Annotated in this window: 20 protein-coding genes and 1 tRNA gene; 10 read left to right on the top strand and 11 right to left on the bottom strand. The window is 66.3% G+C overall.

Annotation, left to right across the window (positions count from 1 at the left end):
* Positions 1 to 64: 64 nt before the first annotated feature.
* Together H0A72_RS08620 and H0A72_RS08615 are read left to right on the top strand one after the other, a co-directional pair.
* On the top strand, positions 65 to 1,531 hold the full coding sequence (locus tag H0A72_RS08620; protein ID WP_180154667.1) for a 3-deoxy-D-arabino-heptulosonate 7-phosphate synthase: 1,467 nt from the start codon (positions 65 to 67) through the stop codon (positions 1,529 to 1,531).
* Between the two features lie 43 nt (positions 1,532 to 1,574).
* Positions 1,575 to 2,432 carry a class I SAM-dependent methyltransferase gene (locus H0A72_RS08615; RefSeq protein ID WP_246436902.1) on the top strand — a complete coding sequence of 286 codons (858 nt, stop codon included), beginning with the start codon at positions 1,575 to 1,577 and terminating at the stop codon, positions 2,430 to 2,432.
* An 87-nt stretch (positions 2,433 to 2,519) separates the two neighbouring features.
* On the opposite strand, the gene H0A72_RS08610 is transcribed toward H0A72_RS08615, so the two are convergent.
* The 6 genes from H0A72_RS08610 to H0A72_RS08585 all read right to left on the bottom strand — a co-directional run bounded on the left by H0A72_RS08610 (position 2,520) and on the right by H0A72_RS08585 (position 8,691).
* Positions 2,520 to 3,500 (bottom strand): Bug family tripartite tricarboxylate transporter substrate binding protein, encoded by a 981-nt coding sequence (locus tag H0A72_RS08610; RefSeq protein WP_180154666.1) that lies wholly within the window; start codon positions 3,498 to 3,500, stop codon positions 2,520 to 2,522.
* Positions 3,501 to 3,537: 37 nt separating this feature from the next.
* The gene (locus tag H0A72_RS08605) at positions 3,538 to 4,398 is read right to left on the bottom strand and encodes a rhodanese-like domain-containing protein (RefSeq protein WP_180154665.1); all 861 of its coding nucleotides are present in this window, start codon (positions 4,396 to 4,398) and stop codon (positions 3,538 to 3,540) included.
* A gap of 6 nt (positions 4,399 to 4,404) precedes the next feature.
* Entirely contained in the window at positions 4,405 to 4,749 is a 345-nt protein-coding gene (locus H0A72_RS08600) for a carboxymuconolactone decarboxylase family protein (RefSeq protein WP_180154664.1), read from the bottom strand.
* 64 nt (positions 4,750 to 4,813) lie between these two features.
* Positions 4,814 to 5,548 carry an enoyl-CoA hydratase-related protein gene (locus H0A72_RS08595; protein WP_180154663.1) on the bottom strand — a complete coding sequence of 245 codons (735 nt, stop codon included), beginning with the start codon at positions 5,546 to 5,548 and terminating at the stop codon, positions 4,814 to 4,816.
* A 39-nt stretch (positions 5,549 to 5,587) separates the two neighbouring features.
* Entirely contained in the window at positions 5,588 to 7,687 is a 2,100-nt protein-coding gene (locus H0A72_RS08590) for an acetate--CoA ligase family protein (RefSeq protein ID WP_180154662.1), read from the bottom strand.
* A gap of 17 nt (positions 7,688 to 7,704) precedes the next feature.
* Positions 7,705 to 8,691, bottom strand: a complete 987-nt coding sequence (locus H0A72_RS08585) for a tripartite tricarboxylate transporter substrate binding protein (protein ID WP_180154661.1) — start codon at positions 8,689 to 8,691, stop codon at positions 7,705 to 7,707.
* Positions 8,692 to 8,789: 98 nt separating this feature from the next.
* Here H0A72_RS08585 and H0A72_RS08580 point away from each other — a divergent pair, with 98 nt between their 5' ends.
* From H0A72_RS08580 to bamC, 8 genes are all read left to right on the top strand, one after another.
* Positions 8,790 to 9,707 (top strand): LysR family transcriptional regulator, encoded by a 918-nt coding sequence (locus tag H0A72_RS08580; RefSeq protein WP_180154660.1) that lies wholly within the window; start codon positions 8,790 to 8,792, stop codon positions 9,705 to 9,707.
* 178 nt (positions 9,708 to 9,885) lie between these two features.
* The gene (locus tag H0A72_RS08575; protein ID WP_180154659.1) at positions 9,886 to 10,656 is read left to right on the top strand and encodes a class I SAM-dependent methyltransferase; all 771 of its coding nucleotides are present in this window, start codon (positions 9,886 to 9,888) and stop codon (positions 10,654 to 10,656) included.
* A gap of 213 nt (positions 10,657 to 10,869) precedes the next feature.
* Positions 10,870 to 10,945 (top strand) — tRNA-His (locus H0A72_RS08570).
* A 266-nt stretch (positions 10,946 to 11,211) separates the two neighbouring features.
* Positions 11,212 to 11,559, top strand: coding sequence for a hypothetical protein (locus tag H0A72_RS08565; protein WP_180154658.1), 348 nt, complete (start codon positions 11,212 to 11,214; stop codon positions 11,557 to 11,559).
* A 177-nt stretch (positions 11,560 to 11,736) separates the two neighbouring features.
* The gene (locus H0A72_RS08560; protein WP_180154657.1) at positions 11,737 to 12,363 is read left to right on the top strand and encodes an L-threonylcarbamoyladenylate synthase; all 627 of its coding nucleotides are present in this window, start codon (positions 11,737 to 11,739) and stop codon (positions 12,361 to 12,363) included.
* Positions 12,364 to 12,386: 23 nt separating this feature from the next.
* Complete coding sequence (locus tag H0A72_RS08555; protein ID WP_180154656.1) at positions 12,387 to 13,037, top strand: site-2 protease family protein; 651 nt, start codon at positions 12,387 to 12,389, stop codon at positions 13,035 to 13,037.
* Between the two features lie 94 nt (positions 13,038 to 13,131).
* Positions 13,132 to 14,037, top strand: a complete 906-nt coding sequence (dapA, locus tag H0A72_RS08550) for a 4-hydroxy-tetrahydrodipicolinate synthase (protein ID WP_180154655.1) — start codon at positions 13,132 to 13,134, stop codon at positions 14,035 to 14,037.
* Between the two features lie 15 nt (positions 14,038 to 14,052).
* Entirely contained in the window at positions 14,053 to 15,177 is a 1,125-nt protein-coding gene (gene bamC / locus H0A72_RS08545; RefSeq protein WP_180154654.1) for an NlpB/DapX family lipoprotein, read from the top strand.
* 33 nt (positions 15,178 to 15,210) lie between these two features.
* On the opposite strand, the gene cysG is transcribed toward bamC, so the two are convergent.
* From cysG to mutS, 5 genes are all read right to left on the bottom strand, one after another.
* On the bottom strand, positions 15,211 to 16,623 hold the full coding sequence (gene cysG / locus H0A72_RS08540; RefSeq protein WP_180154653.1) for a siroheme synthase CysG: 1,413 nt from the start codon (positions 16,621 to 16,623) through the stop codon (positions 15,211 to 15,213).
* Between the two features lie 61 nt (positions 16,624 to 16,684).
* The gene (cysI, locus tag H0A72_RS08535) at positions 16,685 to 18,385 is read right to left on the bottom strand and encodes an assimilatory sulfite reductase (NADPH) hemoprotein subunit (RefSeq protein WP_180154652.1); all 1,701 of its coding nucleotides are present in this window, start codon (positions 18,383 to 18,385) and stop codon (positions 16,685 to 16,687) included.
* A gap of 11 nt (positions 18,386 to 18,396) precedes the next feature.
* Positions 18,397 to 20,190, bottom strand: coding sequence for an assimilatory sulfite reductase (NADPH) flavoprotein subunit (locus tag H0A72_RS08530; protein WP_180154651.1), 1,794 nt, complete (start codon positions 20,188 to 20,190; stop codon positions 18,397 to 18,399).
* 118 nt (positions 20,191 to 20,308) lie between these two features.
* Positions 20,309 to 21,493 (bottom strand): cupin domain-containing protein, encoded by a 1,185-nt coding sequence (locus H0A72_RS08525; RefSeq protein WP_180154650.1) that lies wholly within the window; start codon positions 21,491 to 21,493, stop codon positions 20,309 to 20,311.
* Positions 21,490 to 24,120 carry a DNA mismatch repair protein MutS gene (gene mutS / locus H0A72_RS08520; protein ID WP_246436901.1) on the bottom strand — a complete coding sequence of 877 codons (2,631 nt, stop codon included), beginning with the start codon at positions 24,118 to 24,120 and terminating at the stop codon, positions 21,490 to 21,492. Before mutS ends, H0A72_RS08525 begins: the two co-directional genes overlap by 4 nt.
* Between the last annotated feature and the right edge of the window lie 105 nt (positions 24,121 to 24,225).

Raw genomic sequence — 24,225 nt, 5'->3', positions numbered from 1 at the left:
GCGGCGCCGGCCCTGCCGCCGGCCGAAGATTCGAGGTCTCCCTGTTCATGCACACGCCATCGCCATGCCGCCGCCGGCGCCCTTCCTGATCGACGAGTCGCTGCGCATCGTCGAACGCCGTTATCGCCTGCCGCCGCTGGCCGATCCGTCCGCGTGCTCGCCCCAGGCCGACCCGCCGACGGCGATCGCGGTCGCCATCGAGCAAGCCCGCCGGCAAATGGAGCGCGGCGAGGCGCCGGACGCGGCGCTGGAGCGTCTTTTCATCGAAGCCCTCGCCCGGACGATACGCCAGGCGTTGCGGGAGGAATGCGGGGATCCCGCTTTCCAGGCCATGGTTCTTCGGCACCGGGCGGTGCAGGTGCGCGAATATGCGTCGCTGTCGGCGCATGCCGATCGGGATCGCCGCCAAGTGCTGGCGGCCGTCGATAGAATCGCGCACCCTGCCAAACAACGGCGCATGGCGTCGGACACCTTGCGCAAGGCCTTGGGGCGGCTGCACGCATTGGCGTCCTGCGCCGCGTGGCCGGAACTCCACGACGCGGCGCAAGATCTGTTCGGCCGGTCCGAAGCCGTAATCGGGCCAGAAGCCGAGAGCGGGCCGGCGCTTCGGCGCGGTGTGGCGGAGCTGGCCGGGCATCCCGCGTTGGCGCGCCTGCTGCGCCTGGACGCCCTGGCGGCGGATGATCTCGTGCGGCGATATCGGGGGCTGTGGCGGCGAAATGGGCCTGCTTCGGGAAGCGCCACGGCCATTGCGCAAGGCACGGCCTCGCAGCGGCGCGGCGCCGCCGTCGAGGCTGCTGCCGCCCAGGCGTTCGAGGCGCTGGCGCGGCGGCTGAACGGGGCGGGAGCCGGCCGGGCGCCGTATCGCGTCGTGACGTCGATGCGCGTGCCGGGCTCGATGCCGGGCCGCGCCGAGCGCGCCAAGAGCGAATGGGATGTGGTGCTGCTGCGGCGGGCGGACGCCGGCACCGATGCCGCTGCGGATCCCGATGCCGGTATGGACGCCCATGCGGATGCCGCCGAGGCGCAATGGGACGTCTGCCTGCTTGCCGAGGCCAAGGCCTCCGTGGACGCCGCCGCCACCGACCTGCCGCGGCTGCTGCGCGGCCTGCGCCTGCTCGCCTGCGCCGACGAAGACACCGTCTATCCGTTTCAGACGCGGCAGGGAACGGTGCGCCTGCTCGGCGCGTCGTTGGCCGCGCTGAAAACCGACGCGGACAGCCTGGCGCGTTCAGTGCTTTACTGTTGCGATGCGCCCGCCGAGGCGGAGCCGCGGCTGCTCGGCGCGGCCGGCCGCATGCAGCTGCTGTCCGCGCGGGCCAGCCTGGAATTCGCCGGCGCGCTGGCGGACGGCGGGCAAGCCGACCCACGGGACTTGTCGCCGCTATGGGGCCGGCTGCTGACGGCGGCGGAATGGAAGGGCGTGCTGCATCAATATCCCATGCTGCGCCAGGCGCGTGAACTGATGGTTCATATCGACGACTGGTCGGCCGCGATCGAAGGCGCGGCGGCCGGGCCTGTTGTATGCTGAGCAGGCCCCACCCATGACGCAGTTTTTTGATGAGGACACCGCCATGACATCATCGAACCGACGCCTTGCTTTCGGGCTCATCCTGGCCGCTTTCATGTTCGTGCTTGCGCCGGCGCCGGGCGGCGCCCAGGCGGCGGGCAAGCCGGCCGGCCCCGGCCCGAACACGGCTGCTTATGAACCCACCGTCGGCCAGGCCGGCAAGGACGTGGTCTGGGTCCCGACTCCCGAGTCCCTGGTGGACCAGATGCTGCGCATGGCGGAGATCACCCCCGATGACTACCTGGTCGACCTCGGTTCCGGCGACGGCCGCACGGTGATCACCGCCGCCCAGCGCGGCACCCGCGCGCACGGCGTCGAATTCAATCCCGACATGGTGAAATTGTCGCGCCGGGCCGCGCAGGACGCCGGAGTCGCCGACCGCGCCACGTTCACCCAGGGCGATATCTTCGAGTTCGATTTCTCCGACGCGACCGTCGTCACGCTGTTCCTGCTGCCCGACCTGAACCTGCGCTTGCGCCCCTTGCTGCTCGATATGAAGCCCGGCACGCGCGTGATTTCCAATTCTTTCGACATGGACGACTGGGAACCCGACGATTTCGTCGAGGCCGCCCTCGAATGCAAGTCCTATTGCCGGGCGTACAAATGGATCGTCCCGGCCAAGGCGCAAGGCGTCTGGCAGCTGGGCGGCGGGGCCATGCTCGCGCTCGAGCAGGCCTACCAGAAACTGGGCGGGCACCTGACGATCGACGGAACGCGCCATGCGATCAGCGATGCAGCCCTGCAAGGTACGCGCATCGCCTTCACGGCCAACGGGCGGCAATACACCGGAGAGGTCACCGCCGACCGGATGGCCGGCACCGACAGCGACGGCAACGCCTGGAACGCCGTGCGCAAGCCGTAACGCTGCCGCGAGCCGCTTGCCATGCTGGCCTTGCGGCGCCCAACGGCGGGCCGGCGCCGCCCGCTTCTGGGCGTCGCCGAGCCCGCCTCATTGCGTGGGGATGTCGAACTTCTTTATCAGTTCCGCGAACGTCGCAATCTGGCCCGCATAGAATTCCCTGAACCGCTCGGGACCCTGGTGGGAAACCTGAAGGCTCAGCGCTTCCACCGATTTGATCACTTCAGGGTCCCGCAACACGGCGGCGACCTCTTGGTCCAGCCTGACGACGACGTCTTTCGGCGTGCCTTGCGGCGCAAGCAGGCCCCACCAGGCCAGAACGCCTTCTTCGTTCAGGCCCGCCTCTTTCAAGGTCGGCGTGCCGGGCAGCATCGAAAGCCTGTCGGGCCCGGTCACCGCCAGGGCTTTCAGCTTCCCGCTCTGGATGTGGCCGATGAGATCGGCCGGCGGGGAAACGAGGAAGGAGACGCGGCCCGTCAGCACGTCGGCCAGCGCGGGGCTGCTGCCCTTGTATGGCACGTGCAGGGCGTTGAACTTTCCGCTGTCGGCGATGATGGCCGCGTTCAGCTGCTGGAAGGAGCCGTATCCCGACGAGGCATAGGACAGCGCCGACGGGTTGCTGCGGCCGTATTCGATGAGCTGGGGCAGCGAGCCTACCGGCAGCTGCGCGCCGGCCACCAGGATGCCGGGCGCGGTGGCGAAACGGCTGATCTGTACGAAGTCTTGCGCGGCATCGTAGTCCAGCTGCTTCATCAGGGACTTGTTGACGGTGATGAAGTTGGATGCCAGGAGCAGGGTGTAGCCGTCGGCCGCGGCTTTCGCGACGTGGCCGGCGCCGAGGTTCGAGTTGGCGCCGGGCTTGTTCTCGACGATGACGCTGGCCCCGAGGCGCGGGGACAGCTTGTTCGCGACGATTCTGCCGATGACGTCGGAACCGCCGCCCGGCGCGTAAGGCACGACGATCTTCACCGGGCGTTCGGGGTAGGCGGCGCCGGCTGTTTGCGCGTAGGCCGCCAGGCCCATGCAGGCCGCAGCCAGCAAGCCGATGACCGTGAGTTTTTTCATTTTCATGGTTGTCTCCTGTAAGAATGCCGGTCCGGGGGGCGGGTCAATCGGGCCCGCGCGCGATGGGCGAGCCCTCGCATGCGCTCCATTCGCTCCATGAACCGGCGTAGAGCGCCGAACCGGGCAGCCCGGCGATCTCCATCGCCAATGCGTTATGGCAGGCGGTCACGCCCGAGCCGCATTGATGGACGACCCGCTCGGCGGGGTGGCCTGCCATCACTTCCTGGAAGTCGCTGCGCAGGCGCGCAGCGGGCTTGAACCGTTGGCCGTCGCCCAGGTTCGACTGGAACGGCCGGTTTCTGGCTCCGGGAATATGCCCGGCCTGCGGGTCCATGGTCTCGTTCTCGCCCCGGAAGCGCTCCGCACTGCGCGCATCGATGACGATCCGCTCTCCGGAGGCGATATTGGCGAGCACGAACTGCCGATCGACGACTTCCGCGGCCGACGGCCGGCGGCTGAAATTGCCTGCCGCCGGCGTCCGGCCCAGGCCGGCCTGCACGGGAAGGCCGGCGGCCAGCCATGCGGCGAAGCCGCCGTCCAGCACGCAGCGCCGGCCGTGGCCGACCCAGCCCAGCAGCCACCAAAGCCGGGCGGCATACATTGAGGCCGCGTTGTCGTACGCCACGATCAGCGTGTCGTCATCGGCGCCCAGGGATCTCATTCGCCGCACGAAAGCGTCGGCGTCGGGCAGCGGATGACGGCCGTTGCGCCCGGTTTTCGGGCCGCTGAGATCGGCGTCCAGGTGCACATATCCGGCATCGGGTATGTGGCCCTGCCGGTGGGCTTCCGGGCCGGCCGCCGGCTGGGCCAGGTCGAAGCTGCAATCGAGCACCAGCATCTTGACCGGCCCGCCGGACAGCATGGCGTACAGGTCCGGGGCTTGTATCAACGGGTTGCCATGCATGCGCCGTCAGGCCTTTTCGAACTGGCCGAATGCGTCCATGACGCGGACCGAATAGATGTAGGCGGCGCCCGCGTTCAGGGCTATGGCCGTGCCCAGGGCGTCGCTCAGCTCCGCCTCCGTGACGCCGGCCTTGCGGGCCGCGGCGGCATGCGCCGCGATGCAGCCGTCGCAGCGGGTGGTCACCGCCACCGCGAGCGCGATCAGCTCGCGCATTTTGGCGTCGAGTGCGCCGTTCGAGCCCTGGGCGGCATTCAGGTTCTGGAACGCCGCCATCATCCCGGGGTTGGGGCCGCTGAAGCCCGCGCCAGCCTTGCGTGATGCTTGAAGAAGTTCGGGCCAGTTGTTGAGCATGATCACTCCTGTTTGATTCTTGGTTGGTCAGTGGAATGGTTTGCGCCGGAAGGCGTTTGTGCCGCTATCGGCCCTGGAACCTGGGCGGGCGCTTTTCCCTGAAGGCATTGACGCCCTCTTGCGCATCCTGGCTCTGCGCGATCGCTTCCAGCCTGCGTTTTTGCGGATAGAACTCGTCCATGGGGCTGCGTGGCAAGGTCTCCAGCGCAAGACGCTTCATGGTGCGCACCACGAGCGGGGCGTTCACCGCGATCTTGCGCGCCAGCGCCATCGCTTCGTTCACTTGTTCGCCGACCGGCGTGAGTTTGTTGACGAAGCCGATTTCGTAGGCGCGCTGCGCGCTCATGGGCTCGCCGGTCGTCGTCCATTCGAGCCCGACGCCGAAAGGCATCTTCTTGGGAAAGCCGCCCATGATGCCCTGGAACATGCCCACCTTCGCCTCGGGATAGATGAAGCTGGCGGACTCGCTGGCGATGACGATGTCGGAATACAGCGCCATGCTCGCGCCGGCGCCGATCACGTAGCCGCTCACCGCCGCGATGATGGGCTTGTCGCAGGGCACGGCGAAATTGGGCAGGGCCTGCCAGACTTCGCCGGGCAGATCCTTCAGGTCGGCGCCGACGCAGAAGGCGTCGTTGCCGGCTCCGGTGAGGATGGCCACGAGGTCGTCGGATTCCGCGAACCTCACCCAGGCATCCGTCAGCCCTTGCGCCACCGCCGGGTTGATGGCGTTGCGCTTGTCGGCGCGGTCGATGGTAATGAGGGCGATGCCCTCGTTGGATTCATATAGAACGGACACGGAACTTTCCTTGTTTGTTGATCGACAGCGGAAATGGGTTCAGGCGAGCACGGCGCGGGCGTCGGCCGCCACCGGTTCGCCGTCGGCGATGAAAAGCGGATTGATGTCCAGCTCGGTCAGGCCGGGCATCTGCACCGCCAGTTGGCCTACCCGCACGAGAATGTCGATGAGCCGGGCGCGGTCGACCGGCTTGCCGCCGCGCCAGCCGTCCAGCAGCGGCCCGCACTTCAATCCGTCGAGCATCGTGGCCGCTTGTTCGGGGGACAGCGGCGCGGGGCGCAGCTGGACGTCTTTCATCAGCTCCACCAGCACGCCCCCTGCGCCCACCATGACCATGGGGCCGAATTCGGGGTCTCGCTGCAGGCCGACGATCAGCTCGGCATCCGGCCGCAGCATGGTGGTGACCAGGTACCCCGTCAGTTCATGGCCGGCCTGCTCGACGGCGGCGGCGATTTCTTCGCAGGCGCGGCGTACCGCCGCCTCGCCCGCGATGTTCAGCTTGACCGCGCCGACGTCGCTCTTGTGGATCAGCGTCGGACTGACCGCCTTGATGGCCACGGCCGATTGCAGGGCGGCGGCCGCCTCGACGGCCTGCGCGACGCTTGCCGCCTCCCGCCAAGGCGTCACGGGTATGCCCGCCGCCGCAAGCAGGCGGCGCGCATTCGGCTCGGCAAGGTAGCCGGTGCCGAGATCCTTGGGCAGGTCGAACGAGGAAGCCGGCGCGCCCGTGGGGGCGAGCGTCTCCTGGCGGCGCCAGAGCGCCGCCAGAACGCCCACGGCATCGTTGGGACTCTCGACGTAGCCATAGCCTTTTTCCCGCAGCACCTGCCGGGCGATGTCGCCCACCGTGCTTGCGCCATGGACGAACAACAGCGGCTTGCCGCAATGCTCGCCGACCCTGATCGTGGATTCGGCGATCATGTCCATGTTCGGCTGGGTGGTAAGAAACACGATGCCGGCACCGATCGCTTCGTCTTCCAGCACGCGCCCCATGGCGGTGCCCACCGCGTTGCCGAACCTGGGATCAGGCTCGGCGCCATGATTGATGACGCCGAAGTCGATGGGCAGCTCGCGGTGGGAGGGCGGAAGCAGCTCTTCGAGTCCGCGCTTGGTCTGTTCGGACAGCGCGGGCAGCGGCAGGCCGATCTCGTCCAGCGAATCGACGAACAGCGCGCCGCCGCCGCCCGACCCCGAGAAAACCGCGACGCCGGGCGCGCGCATGGCATGGCCGCGCGCCAGCAGCTGGGCGCCCGCCAGCAGGTCGAACACATTGTCGAAAAGATAGGCGCCATGCGCCCGGCAGACGGCTTCGAACGAGGCCCACGCGCCCGCCAGGCTGGCCGTGTGGGACATGACGGCGCGTTCGCCCGCGGCGGTCCGGCCGGACTTGACGATGAGCACCGGCTTGCCGGCCGCGCGGGCGCGGGCGAGCAGTTCGACGAAGCGTTCGGAACCCCTCACCGCTTCGATGTACAGCGCGATCACTTCGGTGAGCGGGTCGTCGATCAGGTACTGGAAAACATCGTTCTGATCGATGTCGGCCTGGTTGCCCAGCGTCACCATGGTGCTGAATCCCGCGCCCGTATCGACTCCGCGCGCCAGCATGGCGCCCATCAGGGCGCCGCTCTGGGAGGCCATGCCGATGGGGCCCGTGGGCAGCTTGTCCACGTATGCCATGGTGACGGCGGTCGTCGCGGCGAGGTTGTGATGGGTGTTCAGCAGGCCCATGCAGTTCGGCCCGATCAGCCGCATGCCGCCGGCGCGCGCCTCGCGCACCAGCTGCTGCTCCAGCGCCAGGCCCTCCGGCCCCGTTTCGGCGAAACCGGAGGTGATGGCCACTGCGCAGGCGACGCCGTTGGCCACGCAATCCCTGACGCTTGCCAGGGCGCGGCTCTTGGGCACCAGCAGAATCGCCATGTCGACCCGCTCCGGGCAGTCGGCCAGCGTCGGATAGCTCTGTATGCCGAGCAGCTTCTCACCCTTGGGATTGATGGGGAAGATCTGCCCGTCGATACGATGCTTGCTCATGTAGTGCAGCAGGCGCCCGCCCCATTTCGTTTCATCGCCCGATGCGCCGAAGATGGCGACGTTGCGGGGGTGCAGCAGTTCTTTGATGGATGGTGAAGGATGTTGTGTCATGGCAGGCCTGCAGCTTTTTACTTTTCGAGCTTCAGCTCGTACTTGTTGATGAGATTTCCGTAGTATTTGGAATCGGCCGCGATTTTTTCCGCGAAACGCTTGCCGGTGACGGCATTGGGCTGGATGCCGGTCAGCGCAAGCTTCTTGGCGACCTCGGGGTCCTTGGAGATCTTCTCGATCGCGGCGCCCAGGCGCTCGACGATGTCGCCCGGAAGGCCGGCGGGGCCGACCAGGCCGTACCAAAGCTTGCCGTAGGCGTCGGTCATGTCGATGCCAGCCTCTTTCGTGGTGCTGGCGTCGGGGTAGGCGGGCAGCCTTGCATCCGCCACCAGCCCCAGCAGCTTCAGCTTGCCGCCGCTGACCTGGTTGAGCAGCACCGGATCGAAGGCGATGGAAACGCGGCCCTCGATCAGGTCGGTCAGGTATTCGCTGCTGGATTTATAGGGCACATGCAGCATCTCGATGCCCGCGGCTTCGCTGAACACCGCGCCCATCAGATGCGTGGAGGTCGCCAGGCCCGAGCTCGCATAGCTGTATTTGCCGGGATGCTTCTTTGCCAGGGCGATGAACTCGGCGACGGTGTTCGCCGGAATCGCCTTGGACAGCACCAGGACGTCCAGCCCCTGGGCCAGGGTCGAGATCGGCGTGTAGTCCTTGAGCGGATCGTAGTTCGTCTTCCTTACATTGGGCGTGATGGTGAAGACGGCCGTGGGAGCGACCATCAGCGTGTAGCCGTCGGGCGCCGCCTTGGCGGCCGTCGCGGCCGCCAATGTCGCGCCCGCGCCGGGCTTGTTTTCCACGATGAAGGGCTGCTTGAATTCGGCGGCCAGCCTTTCGGCATAGAGGCGGGCGATCGTGTCGGCGCCGCCGCCCGCGCCATAGCCCACGAGCACGGTGACGGGTTTTTCCGGATAGGCCGCGACGGCGGCGGCGCTCGCGAGCAGCAGGCCCAGCCCGCCCAGCAGCAGCCGGGCCTTCGAAGTTTGCGTGTGGGTTGATTTCATGCGGTGTCTCCTTTGCTTGGTTTTCGCAAATGGTAGGCTCCGCAAATGATTTAATATATTGATGTTGATTAATATTTGAGAATTAGTTAATTTTCTTCATGAATATCACGCTCCGCCAACTGGAGGCCTTTTCCCATATCGAACGCTTCGGCAGCTTCGTGCGCGCAGCGCGCGAGATGTGCCTGACGCAATCGGCGCTCAGCCATCTGGCGCGCGAACTCGAACAGAATCTGGGCTTTCCGCTCTTCCGGCGCACCACGCGGTCCGTGCGCTTGACGCGGGAAGGAGAGGCCTTCCTGCCTTATGCAAGGCGCATCCTGACCAACCTGGATAGCGCGGTCGAATGCGCGCGCGCCCTGAGCGCCGGCGAAGAGGGCGTGCTGCGCGTGGCGACCACGCCCCTGCTGGCGTCGACGCACTTGATGTCGGCCGTGGCCCGCTACCAGGAGGTCAACCCCGGCGTCCACATCCACGTTCAAGAGGCGATCGCCAGCGAGACCATACAGCTGCTCGCGGACGAAAAAGTCGATCTGGCGATCGGTCCGCAAAGATCCATGCCCAAAGAAGTCGTTTCGGAAACCTTGTTCACGTCGCGGCTGGCATTGCTGCGCGCCAAGACCCATTACACGGCGGGCCGCCCGTCCGTGAAGTGGCGCGAGCTGGAAGGAGAGCAACTCGTGCTGGCCAAAGGCGGCGGCAAAGAAACCATCGGCGCGGACATCAAGCACATGATTTCCCTGGACGCCGCAAGAGAGGTCGAACACTTCACGACTCTCATGGCGTTGGCGTCCAGCGGAAAGTGCGTCGCCATCGCCAACGACTACATCGAACCGTTCCTGGCGGTCTACAACCTGGAAATGGCCCACCTGGTGCAACCCGTCGTACGCCGCAAGATCGCTTTATATACATCCCGCTCCCAGTCTCTGGCGCGCGGGGCCGGCAAGTTCATGGACTTCCTTAGATCCGCCCTGCGCCCCGGCGCCCCGGCCGCCAACGCGCCACCGGCAGGGAATTAGTACGGATACCAGGATATCTCCTTATCTTGTACCGGCATGTGTTGTCCGATATCGTGGGGGGTATATTTTTGCCGCCGGGCCGCCCCAAGGCAAAAACGCCCCCTTGGGGGGCAGCAAGCCGAAGGCGCGGCGTGGGGGCATATTTATATTTTTGTTTTTTTTTGAATAGGAAGGGACCATGCGGGCCAACCATAGCGAAACCGTTCAGGCGCAATTCGACGCCCAGGCGCAAGCCTATCTGCAGAGCGCCGTGCATGCCGCCGGGCCGGATCTGCTGCGCGCCGCCGAGCTGCTCAGCCAGTCTTTCCCCGCCGCCTCGGGCGCCGTCATGGACCTGGGCTGTGGCGCGGGGCATCTCAGCTTCGCCTTGGCGCCGCTGTGCGCCAGCGTGGTCGCGGTGGACCCTTCGCCCAACATGCTGGCCACGGTCAGCCGGGCGGCGGCCGAAAAAGGCTTGGCCAACATCCAGACCGTGCAGGCCGGCGCGGAATCCCTGCCCTTCGAAGATGGCCGGTTCTGTGTGGTGGCATCGCGCTATAGCGCCCACCATTGGCTGGATCTGCCGGCGGCGCTCAAAGAAATGCGCCGGGTGGTCAAGCCCGGCGGCTATTTGCTGATGATAGACGTCGAAGGCGACGAGAACCCCATGGTCGACACGCATCTGCAGACCATAGAGATACTTCGCGACCGGTCCCACGTCCGTGATCGGACGCCGTCGGAATGGGCGCGGCTCATCACGGACGCCGGCTTTGCGGAAATCGAGCACCAGAACTGGGCGACGCGCCTCGCATTCGAGCCCTGGGTGACCCGCATGCGGACCTCGCCCGAGCGCATCGCGATGATACGCACCGTCCAGCGCGAGGCGCCCTCAGAGCTGCGGGAGGCCTTGGCCATCGAGGACGACGGCTCTTTCTCGATGAAGACGGGCCTGTGGTGGGCCAAAGCTTGATGCGCGCGGCCGGGCGAAGCCGGCCGGCAGCCCGTCAGCATGCCGCGCAGACTCCTGTGCGGACGCGCCAGGGTTCTTCTTGCGAAGGGCCATTGCTACCAGCACCGGCTGATTCCATGCTAGAATTCCGTTTCTTCGGTTCAGTGCCATCAACCAGCCTTTGAAAGCTGCTATAATTTCAAGTTGGTGTTTGCATCTGCAAACCGCCTTATGGTGACCGTAGCTCAGTTGGTAGAGTCCCGGATTGTGATTCCGGTTGTCGTGGGTTCGAGCCCCATCGGTCACCCCAAATTCCCCATGTTGCCCTCAAGGCCCGCAAGCAAAAACGCTGCGGGCTTTTGCGTTTCATGCATCCGTCGTCCTGGTGGTCAGGTTGATCTGCCCAGGCATCGGGAGCGGTAGGCGCTGTCCTTTTCCTTATGCACGCAGATGGGATAGAGCATTCGGTTCTCCTTTCTGTGCCGTTCACCGGATGCAGCCACCGCGGCACCAGGGCGTTCAGGATGTGGGTTCTCTTGTAAGATAGCGCCAAATATTTACGAGAGGGGGGGCGCTGTGTACGAGTCACGTAGCGAGGGATTGATCAGCCGCCGGCGGTTTGCATTGCGCCTGCTGGCACATCTTTTGCTCGCCATGGCGTTCATCGCGTTCTCGTTGCTGATTGGCGTACTGGGCTATCTATGGATGGAGGGCGACGCGCATTGGCATGACGTGACGCTCAACATGGCAATGATCGCAAGTGGAATAGGGCCCATCATGCTGCCCGAGACCATCCACGGCAAGGTTTTTCTCGCGCTGTACGGCGCGTATATCAGTGTCGTGTTCGTGGCCGTCCTGGGCTTGGTGATTGCGCCCATACTGCATCGAATATTGCACGTATTTCACCTGGACGAAGAGCCGTGAACCCAGTTTTCCCAATGCCGCCCAGTGGGGCAGCCGGAACACCCGTGCAATCCGCGCCGCCGCCATCAGCGTAGGGGGGCCGCCTGGACGCCGCGCGGCGGCTTCCAGGCGCAATTTTATTGCCTGCGCGGGCATTGGAACTTAAACTGACCCGTCAAGAATGTTAGGATACGCTAAATGGCTCAGTTCTTCGTCGTACACCCCGAAAATCCGCAACCCCGCCTCATGAAGCAGGCGGGGCAGCTGCTCGCCGACGGCGGCCTGGTCGCGGTTCCCACCGATTCCAGCTATGCGGTGGTGGCGCGCCTGGACGACAAGCCCGCCGCCGATGCCTTGCGCCGGCTGCGCGGGCTGGACGAGCGCCATCATCTCACGCTGCTGTGCCGCGATCTGAGCGAAATCGGCCATTTCGCCCGGGTCGACAACCGGCAATACCGTTTCTTGAAGCTGGCGACCCCCGGCCCCTGGACTTTCATCCTGGAAGCGACGCGCGAAGTGCCGCGCCGGGTTTCGCATCCGTCGCGCAAGACCATAGGCATACGCGTGCCCGACCACCCCGTCACGCGCGCGCTCATCGAAGCCGCCGGCACGCCGCTGATGTCCACCACCTTCATCCCCGAGGGCGAGGAATACCCCCTGAACGAAGCGCAAGCCATTTTCGACGGGTACGCCAATCAGCTCGCCGGCGTAATCGACGGGGGCGCCTGCCCCCTGGAGCCCACCACGGTCATCGACCTCACGGGCCCGACACCCGAGGTGATCCGCCGCGGCCAGGGCAATCTGGCCGCCCTGGGCCTGGACTGACCGGGCGCCGACTGCGGAAATTCATGGAATCATTGATACAGACGATAACGGTCTACGCGCTGCCCGTCCTTTTCGGCATCACCCTGCACGAAGCCGCGCATGGCTACGTGGCGCGCATGTTCGGCGACCCGACGGCCTGGCAGGCCGGGCGCATCAGCCTCAATCCCATGCGCCACATCGACCTGGTCGGCACCATCATCGTGCCGCTGGTCCTGCTGTTCAGCACCAAGCTGCTGGGCGGGGGCGGCCTGCTGTTCGGCTGGGCCAAGCCGGTGCCGGTCGATTGGGGCAAGCTGCGCAAGCCCAAGCGCGACATGCTCTGGGTGGCGCTGGCCGGGCCGGCCTCCAACTTGGCCATGGGCATCATCTGGGCGCTGGCCTTGCGGCTGCTGGTCGGAACCGGCGCGGGGCAGGGCGACTTCTGGGTGCAAATGGCCATTGCCGGCATACAGGTCAACCTCATCCTGATGGCGCTCAACCTGGTGCCGCTGCCGCCGCTGGACGGCGGCCGGATCGTTTTCAGCCTGCTGCCCGGCAGGCTGGCCTGGCAGTATTCCCGCATCGAACCCTACGGCCTGCTGATCGTGGTCATCCTGATGCTGACGGGGATTTTGTGGATACTGCTGGAGCCTCTGTTGGCTTTCGGCCAATTGATCATCGGCTGGTTCTTGTGACGCTTATGAGTTTGAACGCATATCCGTTAAACTTCTGAGATTCCAGCTAGACAAAGTTATTTGCTACGGCGCGTTCGAGGAGATCATTCCTATCATGGCAACAAACACGGATTCTGACATTCCTGTTTTTCAGGGAAGCTTGGTGGCGCTGATCACGCCCATGCATCCTGATGGCAGTCTGGATTATGACTCCTATCGAAAACTGATCGACTGGCATGTCGGCGAAGGCACTGACGGCCTGGTGGTCGTGGGCACCTCGGGCGAATCGCCCACGGTCGACGTCGACGAACACGCCGAGCTCATCAAGGTGGCGGTCGAACACGCGGCCGGCCGGCTTCCCGTCATCGCCGGCATCGGCGGCAATTCCACCAGCGAAGCCATCGATCTTTCGCGGCACGCGAAGGCGGTGGGCGCGCAAGCCGGCCTGTCGGTCGTGCCCTATTACAACAAGCCGTCGCAAGAAGGCCTGTACCAGCACTTCCGCACGATCGCCGAGGCGGTGGACCTGCCCGCCATCCTGTACAACGTGCCGGGCCGCACCGTGGCCGACATGTCCAACGAAACCGTGCTCCGCCTGGCCCAGGTGCCCGGCATCATCGGCATCAAAGACGCCACCGGCGACATCGGGCGCGGGGCGCTGCTGGTGCGCGACGCCCCCGCCGGCTTCCAGATCTTCAGCGGCGACGACCCGACCGCCGCGGCGCTCATGCTGCTCGGCGGGCAGGGCAATATTTCCGTCACGGCCAACGTGGCGCCGCGGCTCATGCACGAATTGTGCGTGGCCGCCATCGAAGGCAACGGGCAGCTTGCGCGCCAACTCAATGCGCGCCTGGCCACCTTGAACAAAGTGCTGTTCGTGGAGTCCAACCCCATACCCGTGAAGTGGGCCGTGGCCGAAATGGGCTTGACCGAGCTCGGCTACCGCCTACCCTTAACGCCCTTGCACGAGCAGTATCATGCATTGGTACGCAACTCGTTGAAAGACGCAGGCTTGATCTAAATGATGACTATGCGCATGAACAAACGCTGTGCCGGCCTGGCGGCCGGTCTCGGCATGCTTTTGCTTTCCGGCTGCTCCACGCTGAACCAGGCTCTTGGCACCGAGGAAGCAGTCAACTACAAGAGCACGGTCGCGGGCGACCCGCTCAGCATTCCGCCCGATCTCACGCAGGCCAATCGCGATGCGCGCTTCCGCGCGCCCGAAGGCACGGCCACCTATAGCCAGTATGCGCAGGCGCAGCAGGCGCAACAGAGCGCCGGCGACCGCAACCGGGTGCTGCCGCAAACCCAGGGCATCACGGTCATGCGCGACGGCGACATCCGCTGGCTGGTCATCGACAAGCCCGCCGAAGAAGTCTACCCGCGCATCGTCGATTTCTGGAACGAGCAGGGCTTCACCCTCAAGTCCCAGGATCCGCGCGCCGGCCTCATGGAAACCGACTGGGCCGAGAATCGCGCCAAGATCCCGGAAGGCTGGATCCGCAGTGCGCTGGGCGCCATCCTGGACACGGTCTTCGACAGCGGCGAACGCGAACGCTTCCGCACCCGCCTGGAACGCGTCAACGGAAAGACCGAGGTCTACGTCAGCCATCAGCAAATGGTCGAAACCGCCACCGAAGACGGCGCCAATTTGAAGTGGGTGTACGGCAAGGAAGACCCGGGCCTGAACGCCGCCATGCTGGCCCGCATGGTGGTCTTCCTGGGCACCGACGTGCAGCGCGCCCAGGAAATGGTCGCGCGGGCCGAGCGTTCGGCCGACCAGGTGCAGGTTTCGCAAGCCGGCGACGGCCAGGCCGCCATCGTCTTGAACGAATCGTTCGACCGGGCCTGGCGCCGCGTCGGGGTGGCGATCGATTCCGCCGGTTTCGCGGTCGAGGATCGCGACCGCTCCACGGGCGACTACTTCATCCGCTATCTCGACAGCGACAGCGGCGAGAAAATCGAGCAGCCCAACTTCCTGACCAGGATGTTCGGCGGCAAGAACACCGCGGCCGCCGCGCCGCTGCGCATCCACGTCGCCGCGCAAGGTTCGTCATCGGTCGTCAACGTGCTGGACGAAAAAGGCCAGGTGCAGAATACCGGCACCGCCAAGCGCATCATCACGGTGCTGATGACCCACATGTCGGGCGGCGGCAACTAGAGCAGGGCCGGGCCGTCGCCGCCGTGGTCGGCGTCAGCAGACCACGGCTTCGTCGGCCGGGATGCTGGCGCCGAACCATTCCAGCTGCGGCGCCAGCGCGCACACTTCCCCAACCAGCAAGATCGCGGGCGACTTGACCGCGTGCCGGCGCGCGGCGTCGGCCAGTTCGCCCAGCCGGCCGTGAAGCACACGCTGGCCGGCGCGGCTGCCGTTCTCGATGATGGCGAACGGCGTGTCCTCCGACCTGCCGTGGGCAATCAGCTGGGCGCTCAGAAACTCCAGCCGCCCGGCTCCCATGTAGAACGCCAGTGTCTGCTTTTCCCGCGCGAGCGCGTGCCAATCGTCCACCTGGGCGTCGTCCCGGCAGTGCGCGGTGACCAGGCGCACGGACTGGGCATGGTGCCGGTGCGTCAGCGGTATCCCGGCATAGGCGGCGCAGGCCAGCGCGGCGGTGATGCCGGGCACGACCTCGTAAGGTATGCCCTGTTCCCTCAGGAATTCGAGTTCTTCGCCGCCGCGGCCGAACACGAAGGCGTCGCCGCCTTTCAGGCGGACCACGCGCTTGCCCGCAAGGGCATGGCGCCGCATGAGCTCGTGAATCCGCCGCTGCGTGGCATCATGGTCCTCGCCGGGCAGTTTCCCCACGGAAATGCGGTCCGCATCGCGGCGGGCCAGCTCCAGCACGTCCGCGCTGACCAGCCTGTCGTGCAGGATGATGTCGGCTTCGTTTAGCGCGCGCAGGGCGTTCAGTGTCAGGAGCCCCGGGTCGCCCGGTCCGGCGCCGACCAGCACGACGCCGCCTCGGGAAGGCGTTTCCGGCGCATGGAGCGCGGTTTCCAGCAGCTCCCGCGCCGCGTCGGGCTTGCGGCTGCGCAGGGCGGCGGCCACGGGGCCGTCCAGCAGCCAGTCGTAGAATTCGCGCCGCCGGCGCAGATCGGGCCGGGCCTGCCGGATCGCGGGCCGATAGCGCCCCGCCAGCTCCGCCAAGGTGCCCAGCGTATGGTCGAACAGGCTCTCGATGCGCTCGCGCATCCGCCGCGCCAGGACCGGGGCGCTGCCCGCCGATGAAATGGCGATGGTCAGGGGTGACCGGTCCACGATGGAAGGGACCTGGAACGAAGAGAGCTCGGGGTCGTCCACGACATTGACCAGCAGCTTGCGCTCGCTCGCCAACCGGGCGACCCGGCTGTTCAGGGCGCGGTCGCCGGTCGCAGCGATGACGAGCCAGGCGCCTTCCAGCCATCCGGGCTCGAAGGAGGCCTGGCGCAGGGTTATCCTGCCTTCCCGGCTCAGCTGGAGCAGGCCTGGCGTTGCCTCGGGGGCGCCGGCCACCACCTGGGCGCCGGCGGACAACAGGCTGCGGATCTTGCGTTCGGCGACGGTTCCGGCGCCGACCACGACAACGCGCCGGCCCTGAAGGTCGGCAAAAATCGGAAAAAGTCTCATGAGCGGTCGGAATCGAGAAAAAAAATCGTCGGCGCCGCCTGTCTTTTGGCGCCGACAGGCCCTAGACCACGGGATCGAGAACGATGGGAATCAGCTTTTGCGTGGGGGCTGGAATCGCGCCGCTGCGCACCAGGAAATCGCCGAACTTTTCGTCGCCCTCGCGCGTGGCCGCATAGGCGGCGAAGAGCTCGTCCAGGGCGGCGAGTATCTCCGGCTCGGCGACGTTTTCGCGATAAAGCGTGTTCAGGCGTTCGCCGGTGAAGTTCGCGCCCAGGCGCAGGTCGTAGCGGCCCAGGGCGCGGCCCACCAAGGCGATCTCGCCCAGGTAAGGGCGCGAACAGCCGTTGGGGCATCCGGAAAGCCGCAGCAGGATGGGAGCGTCCAGCAGGCCGTGCTTGTCGAGCAAGGCCTCGAGCTTGGGCAGCAGCACGGGCGCATAGCGCTCGCTTTCCGCCATGGCCAGCCCGCAAGTGGGCAGGGCGACGCAAGCGATGCTGTAGCGGCGGATGCCGCTATGCCGCAGGTAGCCGTCCAGGCCGTATTCCGCCACGAGCGCGTCGATGCGGGCGCGGTCCTTCCGCCGCACGTTGGCAATGACGAGATTCTGGTTGCAAGTCATGCGGAATTCGCCGGCATGGGCCTTGGCGATCTCGCGCACGCCGGTCTGCAGGCGCCCGCCTTCCGTGTCCCACAGGCGGCCGGACTCAATGTACAGGCCCAGATGCCATAGGCCGTCCTCGCCTTCGGTCCACCCATAGCGGTCCGCGTTCTGCTCGAAGCGGTAGGGCCGGGCGGCTTGCAGCGTGACGCCGGTCCTGGCTTCCAGCTGCTGCCTGAACCATTCCAGTCCATGGTGATCGAGGGTGTACTTGAGGCGGGCATGCTTGCGCTCCTCGCGGTTGCCGTGGTCCCGTTGCAGCGTCACGACGCCTTCGGCCATGGCGATCAGCTGCTCCGGCGGCACGAAGCCGATGACGCTGCCCAGCCGGGGATAGGTGCTGTCGTCGCCGTGCGTCGCGCCCATGCCGCCGCCTATGGCCACGTTGAAGCCCTGCAGCGTCCCGTCTTCGATGATGGCGATCAGGCCGAGGTCCTGCGCAAAGACATCGCTGTCGTTCCAGGGAGGAATCGCAATGCCCATCTTGAATTTGCGCGGCAGATAGGTGTCGCCGTAGATCGGTTCCTGTTCGGGCTCGTCGGTGATGCGCTCGCCGTCCAGCCAGATCTCGTGGTAGGCCCGGGTGCGGGGAATGAAATGGTCGGACAGCTTGTCGGCCCATTCCTGGACCAGGCGGTGCTGGCTCGATAAATGGGGATTGACCGAGCTGACGACTTGCCGATTGACGTCGCCACAGGCGGCGATGGTCGTCGCCATGGCGTGGTGGATCGCCTGCAGGGTGGGCTTGAGATCGCGCTTGATCACGCCGTGCCACTGGAAGGTCTGGCGCGTGGTGATGCGCAGGCCGCGCGTGGCGTAGTTCCGGGCGATGTCGTCGAAGGCCAGCCATTGTCCGGGCGTGACCACGCCGCCCGGCAACCGCGCCCTGACCATGAAGGAATAGGCGGGCTCCAGTTTCTGCCGGCGGCGTTCATCGCGGATGTCGCGGTCATCCTGCTGGTAGCTGCCGTGGAATTTCAGCAGCTTGTTGTCGTCGTCGCTGATGGCGCCGGTGATCGGGTCGGCAAGGCCCTCCACGATGGTGCCGCGCAGATGCCGGCTGTTCGCCTTGATGGTTTCCAGTTCGGAAAGTCGTGTGCTCATGGAATTCCTGTTCAATATACGTCTCGGGCGTAGCGCCCCTGGGCGGCCAGGGCGTCCAGCCATGCTTTGGCCTGCGCCGCTTCCATGCCGCCTTCCTGCTGCGCGATGTCCAGCAGCGCCTGCTGAACGTCGCGCGCCATGCGATTCGCATCGCCGCATACATAGACATGCGCGCCGCCCTGTATCCAGGCGTAGACCTCGGCGGCGCGCTCTTTGAGCTTGTGCTGCACGTAGACCTTCTCCGCCTGATCGCGCGAGAAAGCGACGTCCAGCCGGTGCAGCCGGCCGCTCTTCAAGGCCTGCTGCCATTCGGTCTGGTACAGGAAGTCCGTTGCGAAATGCGGGTTGCCGAAGAAGAGCCAATTGCGCCCCGTGGCGCCGGCGGCGCTGCGTTCCTGGACGAAGGCGCGGAAGGGCGCAATGCCGGTGCCCGGCCCGATCATGATGATGTCGCGCGCGGGATCCGACGGCAGCCGGAAGCGCGTGTTCTCTTCAACGAAGACATCCACCCGCTCGCCTTCCCGCAGATTGCTCAGGAAATTCGAGGCGGCGCCCCAGCGCGGCCCGGTCGCGGTCTCGTAGGCGACGTTGGCGAGAGTCAGGTGCACTTCCTCGCCGACGGCGGCCTGGCTGGATGCGATCGAGTACATGCGCGGGCTGATGGGGCGCAGCGCGGCTACCAGCTCGCTCGCCGTCCATGGGGCGGGATGGCTTTCCAGGATGTCGGCCAGCTGTTGGTTTGCCAGCAATCGCTTCAGGGATTCCTGGGCGTCGGGCAGCAGCAGCGCCTGCAATTCGCCGCTGCCCGAGCGTTCGGCGTGGGCGGTCAGAAAAGGCCGGGTCAGGACAGTGAGTTCGCGGTGGCGCGACAGCCACTCGCGCAGCGGGCGGGTGGCCTGCTGGTGTTCCACCGCTTCATCCGCATCCAGTCCCAGCAGCGATACGATGCGGTCGACCAGCAGCGGCGATTGCACCGGCCATACGCCCAGGGCGTCTCCGGGCTGGTAGCGCACATGGCTGCCTTCCAGCGAGAGCTCCAGATGGCGCACGTCCTTGGCGCCGCCCCGGCCCGTGATGGCCTGGTTCAGAAGCAGCTCCGCCGCAAACGGGCGCTCGCGCGTCACCTTGCCGGTCTTCGGGTGCAGGGGCGTGATGCTCGCGCCCTTGGCGGCCGGCTTCTTCAGCACTTCGCGCGCCTGCAGGACCGCTTGTTCGCGCCATGGGCCGGCGATGGTTTCGATGTCCAGGTCGGCCGTGCCCGTGTCCTGCAAGCGGCGGGCGCCCAGTTCCGCCAGCCGGGCGTCTATGCTCTGGGCGATGCCGCAGAACAAAGGGTAGCTCGAGTCGCCCAGGCCCAGCACGGCGTATTGCAGCTGGGGCAGCTTGGGCGCCCGGCGGCTGTTCAGGAACTCGACGAACGCCAGGGAGTCGTCCGGCGCCTCGCCGTCGCCCTGAGTGCTGATCACGAGGTAGAGCAGGTGTTCGTCCTTGAGTTCCCGGGTCGCATAGCCGTCTGCGCGGACGAGCCGGTAGTCGAGCCCGGACGCCGCCACCTGCTCGGCCAGCGATTCGGCGACGCGCTTGGCATTGCCGGTCTGGCTGCCGTAGAGAATGGTCAGCCGCTTTTGCGCGGATGTGTCCACGGCGGCCGGGACAAGAGCCGGCTCGGCGCGCGGCAGCTGCCTGCCTTGCGCAACGCCGGCGAAGTAGCCGGAAAGCCAGGTCAGGGCGGCGGACTCCAGGCCGTCCGCCAGTTCGGTGACGAGATGGTGCTTGGATTCGGGAAGGTAGGTGGGGGCCGGCATAGCGCGCTCACGGAAGAAAAACGTCTTTTCATTCTATGGACGCCGCCGGCTCGCGGGAACGATTGCTTGCTTATGACTATATAGCTTATTTGGTAATGCGCTGGACTCATAAGCCCGCCTATGGCGCATAGTGCAGCCAGCCGTCCTCCAGGCCTTCGGTCAGAAGGGCGAGCTCTTGCTGCTTGAGCCCTCTGGAAACGCCCGGCGAGCAGGGCAGCCGGCGCTGGTCCGCCAATTGGCGCAGCAGCCGGCCGGCGTTCACGGGCGCGACTTCCCCGTTGATGTAAAGGGCCTTGCCCCAGTACATCATTTTCGTGCATCGATCCAGCACCAGGCTGCCTGTCCGGGGGAACTCCCGCGCGAGGTCCATGCCGTCGCCCGAGGGCTCGAAGTAGGCGTTTTCAGGAAGGTCGGTCAGCCACTGGCCCAGAAAGCGCGCGGCGAGGGCTTCGTCGAACCGCAGCTTGCGTACCGCATCGAGCGCGGCGTCGATCAGGCCTTGCGGCAGGGCGGCGGGCGTTTCGGTCGCGGGGACGCCGACGTCCTTGTAGGTGGCCGACAGGACCGGGCCCGGTATGGCGGGCGCCGCGTAGAAGCCGCCGACATCGCCCAGGTTCGCCATGACCTGATCGTTGGCCGCTTCCAGCATGCCGCAGGCCAGGGCGGCTTCGGTCGGCGCGCGAAAGCCGATGGATATCGTCATGCAATCGCCGATCGCGATGCCGTCATGGGCCGCATGCGGGGGAAGATACAGCATATCGCCCGGCTCCAGCACGTATTCCTCTTCGGGCTGGAAGTCCTGCAGAATCTTGAGCGGCAGCCCGGGAATCAGCGTCAGGTCTTTCTGCCGGCTGATGCGCCAGCGGCGCTTGCCATGCGCCTGCAGCAGGAAGACGTCGTAGCTGTCGAAGTGCGGGCCGACGCCGCCCCCGTCGCCGGCAATGCTGATCATGGCGTCATCCAGGCGCGCATCCGATATGAAGCGGAACCGCCGCAGGAGTTCGGCCGTGGCGTCGTCGTGCAGGTCCACGCTCTGGGCCAGCGCGGTCCAGCCGGCCTGCTTCTGGGGCGGCAGCCGCGAGAACGGCCCCGTCTTCATGTTCCAGCCCTTTTCGTCGCGCCAGATCAGGCGGGACTCGACTTCCTCGCGCTTGACCAGCCGGCGGATGTCCGCAATGGACAGCGAAGGCTTGAAATCCGGTATGGCCTGGCGGATGAGCAGGGGCTTGCGCTGCCAGTGGCGGCGCATGAATTCGCTGGGGCTCAATCCGCCCAGCAGGGGCAGGGCTTGCTCGACGTTCATAGGTATTCGTTTCTCAGGCGGTAAAGTGTGTCCAGCGCCTCGCGCGGCGTGAGCTGGTCGGGGTCTATGGATTCCAGCGCTTCCAGCAGGGCCGCGGCGGCTGGAGTCGAGGCGCCGGACGGCGGCGCGTCTTCGGCGTCGTCGTCCGGGTCGGCGTTGGAGAACAAGTCGAGCTGAGGCGTGGGCGCGCCCTGGGCTTCAAGGCGGGCCAGTTCGCGGCTCGCGTGGCGGATCACCGCCGCGGGAATGCCCGCGCGCTGCGCCACCTGGATGCCGTAGCTGCGGCTGGCCGGGCCCGGCTGCACCTGATGGAGGAAGACGATGCCTGAAGACGATTCGGCGGCCGCCAGGTGCACGTTGGCGGCGGCGGGCGCTTCGGCCGGAAGCCGCGTGATCTCGAAGTAATGGGTGGCGAACAGGGTGAGCGCCTGGTTGTGGGTGAGCAGCCGATGCGCAATCGCCCAGGCCAGCGCCAGGCCGTCATAGGTGGAGGTGCCGCGCCCTATTTCGTCCATGAGCACCAGGCTTTGCGGCGTGGCGGCGGCCAGGATGGCCGAGGCCTCGGTCATTTCCATCATGAAGGTGGAACGCCCGCCCGCCAGGTCGTCGGCCGCCCCGATGCGGGTGAAGATGCGATCGAGCCGGCCGATGCGCGCGGAGCGCGCCGGGACGAAGCTGCCGATGCGGGCCAGCAGCGCAATCAGCGCCACCTGCCGCATATAGGTCGACTTGCCGCCCATGTTCGGCCCGGTGATGAGCAGCATCCGCCGCTGCGGGCCGAGTTCGCAATCGTTGGGCGTGAATTGCTCGATGCTGCGCTCCACCACCGGGTGCCGTCCGGCTTCGATCAGCAGCTCGCTGCCGCCGGCCAGCGTGGGCGCGTTCCAGTCGTTGTTCCGGGCATGGTCGGCAAGCGCCGCCAGGACGTCGATTTCGGCCAGGGCACCCGCGCAGCGCGACAAGGCCTGCGCATGTTCCGCCATGTCTTCGAGCAGCGTGTCGAACAGCCATTTTTCGCGGCTCAGGCTGCGGTCTTTCGCCGACAGCACTTTGTCTTCCCAGGCCTTCAGCTCCGGCGTGATGTAGCGTTCCGCGTTCTTCAAGGTCTGGCGGCGGCGATAGTCGGCGGGCACCTTGTCCGTCTGGCCGCGGGTGACCTCGATGAAGAAGCCATGCACGCGATTGAACTCGACGCGCAAATTGGCGATGCCGGTGCGCTCGCGCTCGCGCGCCTCGAGCTGGATCAGGAATTCGCCGCTGTCGCTCGCCAGGCGCCGGAGCTCGTCGAGTTCTTCGTCGTAGCCGGCGGCGATGACGCCGCCTTCGCGCACCAGCTGCGCCGGCTCGGGGTCAATGGCGCGGTGCAAAAGCGCGGCGATGCCCGGGTCGATCCGGATGTCCCGCGCGAAGTCGGACAGGCGGGATTGCGGCGCGAAGGACTGCTCGATGTGCCGGGCGATGTCGGGCAGCAGCGCAAGCGCCTCGCGCAGGCTGGCCAGTTCACGGGGGCGCACGGAGCGCAGCGAAATGCGGGTGGCGATGCGCTCCAGGTCGGGATAGCGTTCGAGCAGTGCGCGCAGCTCGTCCAGCGGGTCGCGGGCGCTCAGGCCGTGATCGCCCGGCGGCGCCGAAAGCAGGGCGCTGATGGCCTGCTGGCGCGCAAGCGCGCGCGCATCGTCGCGCAGCGGGTGGTGCAGCCAGCGCCGCAGGAGCCGGCTGCCCATGGGCGTGGCGCAGTGGTCCAGCGTGGAAAACAGCGTGGGGCTGTCTTCGCCGCTGATGGTTTCGGTCAGCTCCAGATTCTTGCGGGTCACCGGATCCAGCACGATGTATTCGCCGGAATGGTCGACGCGTATGGCCTGGATGTGGGACAGTGATTGCGTCTGGGTGCGGCTGACGTAGCGCAGCAGCGCGCCCGCCGCGCACACGGCGGCGGGCAGGTCGTCCAGGCCGAAGCTTGCCAGCGTATCCACCATGAAATGCCGGTGCAGAACGTCGCGCGCGCCGTCGTTCTCGAAATGCCAGTCGGGCACCCGGCTCATCGCAATGCCGGGCAAGGCGTCGAGCCGCGCGCTTTCCGCGCACAGCAGCTCCGCCGGATTGATCCGATGCAATTCCGTCTGCAGCATGCCGGGCGCGCATTCGCACACCCTGAAATCGCCGTTGGCCAGATTCATCCAGGCGATTGCGCTGCGTTCGCTGCGCTGAATGCGCTGCGACCAGACCGCGGCGATCATGCGGTCGGCCTTGGCCGGCAGCAGGGCCTCGTCGGTAAGCGTGCCCGGGGTGACGATGCGGACGATCTTGCGCTCCACCGGCCCCTTGGCGGCGCCCGGATCCCCCACCTGTTCGCAGATGGCCACGGACTCGCCCAGCGCCACCAGCCGCGCCAGATAGCCCTCCATCGCGTGAAAAGGAACGCCCGCCATGGGGATGGGCGCACCGTTCGACGCGCCGCGCTTGGTCAGGGTCAGGTTCAGCAGGCGGGCGCCGCGCTCGGCGTCTTCGTAGAACATTTCATAGAAGTCGCCCATGCGGTAGAACAGCAGATGCGAGCCGGCCTCCGCTTTCAGGCGGAGATATTGCTGCATCATCGGCGTGTGCGAAGATAGATCGTCTTTATTCATAAAAATCAACTGGTTATGGTTTCTTCGCTGTTTTCCTGGGGCAAATTTAGGACCATTTGACGCATGTTCTGCATGCTCCCCCAGATGCGCTCCAGTTCGCTGGGG

It is taken from the genome of Parapusillimonas granuli, assembly GCF_013416525.1.
Lineage (GTDB): Bacteria > Pseudomonadota > Gammaproteobacteria > Burkholderiales > Burkholderiaceae_B > Parapusillimonas > Parapusillimonas granuli.
Note: the sequence above shows the minus strand (reverse complement) of the source record. Positions and strands in the feature narration are given on the sequence as shown.